The sequence below is a fragment of the Kineococcus indalonis genome, from assembly GCF_009906395.1.
GTDB lineage: Bacteria > Actinomycetota > Actinomycetes > Actinomycetales > Kineococcaceae > Kineococcus > Kineococcus indalonis.
The window spans coordinates 1-4,306 of sequence record NZ_JAAALM010000355.1; the positions used below are offsets into that span (position 1 = coordinate 1).

At 72.8% G+C, this 4,306-nt stretch carries 3 protein-coding genes; all 3 read left to right on the forward strand.

Features of this window, described 5'->3' with window-relative positions; genetic code table 11:
• Positions 1 to 290 precede the first annotated feature (290 nt).
• From GTR00_RS24190 to GTR00_RS15510, 3 genes are read left to right on the forward strand one after another with little or no spacing between them, the layout of a single operon-like run.
• Positions 291 to 1,271: an ABC transporter permease gene (locus GTR00_RS24190; protein WP_166612497.1), complete on the forward strand. Its 981-nt coding sequence runs from the start codon at positions 291 to 293 to the stop codon at positions 1,269 to 1,271.
• A 34-nt stretch (positions 1,272 to 1,305) separates the two neighbouring features.
• Positions 1,306 to 2,250 carry an ABC transporter permease gene (locus tag GTR00_RS15505; protein ID WP_323132514.1) on the forward strand — a complete coding sequence of 315 codons (945 nt, stop codon included), beginning with the start codon at positions 1,306 to 1,308 and terminating at the stop codon, positions 2,248 to 2,250.
• Positions 2,247 to 4,304, forward strand: a complete 2,058-nt coding sequence (locus tag GTR00_RS15510; protein ID WP_166612498.1) for an ABC transporter ATP-binding protein — start codon at positions 2,247 to 2,249, stop codon at positions 4,302 to 4,304. The genes GTR00_RS15505 and GTR00_RS15510 overlap by 4 nt, the downstream gene beginning before the upstream one ends.
• The last annotated feature ends 2 nt before the right edge of the window (positions 4,305 to 4,306 follow it).

A 4,306-nucleotide genomic window follows, 5' to 3' on the forward strand; every position in this document is an offset into this window, starting at 1 on the left:
TCCCCGTGCAGGAGGGCCCCGGGCAGCCCGGCGGCGCCCGTCGGCGGCCGGGCGAGCCGGTGCGGGAGGGGGCGCGGTCCGGCGGAGCGGCTGAGGTGAGCCTGGCCTCACCGGTTCCGGGGAGGGGTTCCCCGGCCGTTCGCGGTGAAACATCCGGTTAACACCACGGCAGTACGCTCGGGCAAGAGATACTCGCCGAGAGTTCTTGTGCCGCGGCAACAGCCGTGCCTAGGGTGCCTCCGGCGCCGAGGCCGACGGGGGCCCGGACGCCGCTTTCGACAGGGAGATGCGTGGCAGGGTTCCTCCTCAGGCGACTGCTGAACTACCTCGTGCTCGTGCTCGTCGCGACCACGATCGGGTACTTCGTGGCGTCGCTGAGCCTCGATCCACGGTCCAACTACGCGGGCCGCAACCCGGCTCCGCCGGCCGCCGTCGTCGACCAGCAGCTGAGCGACATCGGCGTCAACGACAAGGACCCGCTGCTCGAGCGGTACGGGCACTGGGTCTCCGGCGTCGTGCAGGGCGACTTCGGGCAGACCATCGACAACCGGCCGGTCACCGGCGAGCTCGGCACCCGCGCGCTGGTCAGCACACGCCTGCTGCTCGTCGGCTCGATCATCGGCGCGGTGGTCGGCATCGCCGCCGGCGTGGTCTCGGCGGTGCGCCAGTACCGGTTGTCCGACCGGGCCATCACCGTCTTCTCGTTCATCATGATCGCCACGCCGGTGTTCTTCACGGCGGTGCTGCTGAAGTACGGCGCGCTGAGCCTGAACAACGCCGCAGGCAGCACGGTGCTCTTCTACACCGGTTTCGAGACGCCGAACCTGACCGGCTCGTTCGCCACGGTCGCCTGGGACCAGGTGGCCCACCTGATCCTGCCGACGCTGTCCATCGCGCTGGGTCAGATCGCGTACTTCAGCCGCTACCAGCGCAACGCGATGCTCGACGTGCTCGGCAGCGACTACCTGCGCACCGCCCAGGCCAAGGGCCTGACCCGGGGGGCGGCGCTGCGCCGGCACGGCCTGCGCACCGCGCTCATCCCCATGGCCACGCTGCTGGCGTACTCCTTCGGCACGATGGCGGTCGGCGCGACCTTCACCGAGAAGATCTTCGGCTGGCACGGCATGGGCGAGTGGCTCATCGACTCCATCACGCGCAACGACGTGAACGTCGTCGCGACGGTCACCATGTTCACCGCCGTGTTCATCCTCGTCTCCGGGTTCCTCGCGGACGTCTTCTACGTCCTGCTGGACCCGCGGGTGCGGATGTGAGCGCGGCCGTGCCCCGAACCGGAAGGCCCACCCCGTGACCGCGCAACCCGAACCCGCCGACGTCGTCGAGGCGCTGGCCGAGTCCCCGGCGCAGGTGGCCGCGCACCACCGCGCCCTGGGCCGGCGCAAGCTCGTCACGCGCCGGTTCGTGCGCAACCGCACGGCCGTCGCCGGCCTGGTCGTCATCGTCCTGCTGTTCCTCGCCGCCTTCGCCGGCCCGGTGGTGTACAAGGCGATCACGGGCTGGACGTGGACGGACAAGGACTTCGAGGCGTTCCTGCAGCCGCCCTCGCCGCAGCACTGGTTCGGCACCACGCAGATCGGCCAGGACGTCTTCGCGCAGACCATGCGCGGTCTGCAGAAGTCGCTGCTCATCGGCCTGCTGGTGGCGCTGTTCTCCACCGGCATCGCCTCCGTGGTGGGGGCGTGCGCGGGGTACTTCGGCGGCTGGGTCGACCGCGTCCTGATGTGGGTGGTGGACCTGCTGCTCGTGGTGCCCTCGTTCCTGCTGGTGGCGATCCTCAGCCGTTCGGCGGGGCGTTCGGGCTGGCTCGTGCTCGTCCTGCTCATCGCGCTGTTCGCGTGGATGATCACCGCGCGGATCGTGCGCGGCATGACGCTGAGCCTGAAGGAGCGCGAGTTCGTGCAGGCGGCGCGCTACTCCGGCGTGGGCCCGGCCGCGATCATCGCCCGGCACATCCTGCCCAACATGTCCTCCCTGCTGATCATCGACGCCACCATCACGGTGGCCACCGCGGTGATCTCCGAGTCCAGCCTGTCCTACTTCGGCTTCGGCGTGCAGGCGCCGGACGTCTCGCTGGGGACCCTCATCGCCGCCGGCACCGAGTCGGCGTTCACCTTCCCCTGGTTGTTCCTGTTCTCCGGAGGTCTGCTCGTCATGTTCACCCTCGCGGTCAGCCTCGTGGGCGACGGGCTGCGCGACGCGTTCGACCCGGCCAGCAGCAGGAGCGGACGGTGAGCGAGGTCCTGCTGCGGGTGGAGGACCTGCACGTGGAGTTCCCCAGCGAGGCCGGCACCGTGCACGCCGTGCGCGGTCTGAGCTACGAGGTCCGCACCGGCGAGGTGCTGGGCATCGTCGGCGAGTCCGGCTCGGGCAAGTCCGTCTCCTCCCTGGCCGTCATGGGGCTGCTGCCGCCGCGCGCGAAGGTGCGCGGCTCCATCACCTTCCGCGGCCAGGAACTGCTCGGCGCGAGCGACAGGGCGCTGGCGCGCGTGCGCGGCGGCTCCGTGGCCATGGTGTTCCAGGACCCGCTCTCGGCGCTGACGCCCGTGTACCAGGTCGGTGAGCAGATCGCCGAGACGCTGCGGGTGCACCAGGGCCTCTCACGCTCGGCCGCCGCCGAGCGGGCCGTGCAGCTGCTGGACACCGTCGGCATCCCCGACGCCGCCCGCCGTGCGCGCGCCTACCCGCACGAGTTCTCCGGCGGCATGCGCCAGCGCGCGATGATCGCCATGGCGATCGCCAACGACCCGGACGTGCTCATCGCCGACGAGCCCACCACCGCGCTGGACGTGACGATCCAGGCGCAGGTGCTCGAGGTGCTGGACACCGCGCGCCGGATCACCGGCGCGGCGGTCGTGATGATCTCCCACGACCTCGGCGTGGTCGCCGGCATGGCCGACCGCGTGGCGGTGATGTACGCCGGGCGGGCCGTGGAGACCGGTGCGGTGCGCGACGTCTACCACCGCCCGCGCATGCCCTACACCCTCGGGCTGCTCGGCGCGGTGCCCCGCCCCGACGACCGCGAGGGCGAGCCGCTGGTACCCATCGCCGGCACCCCGCCGGCGCTGCACGCGCTGCCCACCGGGTGCCCCTTCCGCGCGCGCTGCCCGGTGGCCGTGCCGGTGTGCGCGCAGGTGGAACCCCCGCTGGCCGAGACCGGCACCGGGGGGCGGGCCGCCTGCCACCGCGCCCACGAGATCCGCGACGGCGCCATCGGCGGGGTGCCGGTGTTCGCCCGTCCCCCGGCCCCCGAGCCGGTGGTGCGCGCCCCGCGCGCCGAGCGCGAGGTCGTCCTGGAGGTGCAGGACCTCGTGCGCGAGTACCCCCTGACCAAGGGGGCCCTGTTCCGGCGCCGCTACGGCACCGTGCACGCCGTCGACGGCGTCAGCTTCGACGTGCGCGCCGGGGAGTGCCTGGGCGTGGTCGGCGAGTCCGGCTGCGGCAAGACCTCGATGATCACCCAGATCCTGGAGCTCGTGTCCCCGCAGTCCGGCACGGTGCGCCTGGGCGGGCGCGACGTGGGGCAGCTGACGCCGCGCGAGCGGCGCGCGCTGCGCCGCGACGTGCAGATCGTGTTCCAGGACCCCATGGGCTCGCTGGACGCGCGCATGCCCGTCGGCGACGTCGTCGCCGAACCCCTGCTGGCGGCGGGCGTGCCCGCCGAGGAGCGCCGCGCCCGGGTCGCCGAGCTGCTGGAGGTCGTGGGCCTGCAGCCCGACCACGCCGACCGCTACCCCGCGGACTTCTCCGGCGGGCAGCGCCAGCGCATCGGCATCGCCCGGGCCCTGGCGGTGCGCCCGAAGCTGCTCGTCCTCGACGAGCCGGTCTCGGCGCTGGACGTGTCCATCCAGGCCGGCGTGCTGAACCTGCTGCAGAAGCTGCAGGCGGAGATGGGCCTGAGCTACCTGTTCGTCGCCCACGACCTGTCGGTGGTGCGGCACCTGGCCCACCGGGTCGCCGTCATGTACCTGGGGCGGATCGTGGAGGTCGGCGACGTGCGCGACGTCTTCGAGCGCCCGGCCCACCCCTACACGCAGGCGCTGCTGTCGGCGGTGCCCGTGCCGGACCCGGACGTGGAGGCGGACCGGCGCCGCATCGTGCTGCGCGGCGACCTGCCCAGCCCGGCGAACCCGCCGGCCGGGTGCCCCTTCCACACCCGCTGCCAGCGCTTCGACAGCCTCGACGAGGCGCGCCGCGCCGCGTGCCTGACGATGCGACCGGAACTGCGGCCCGTGCGCGCCACCAGCGCCGAGACCGCCCCCGAGGCCGCCTGCCACTACGCGGGCTGACC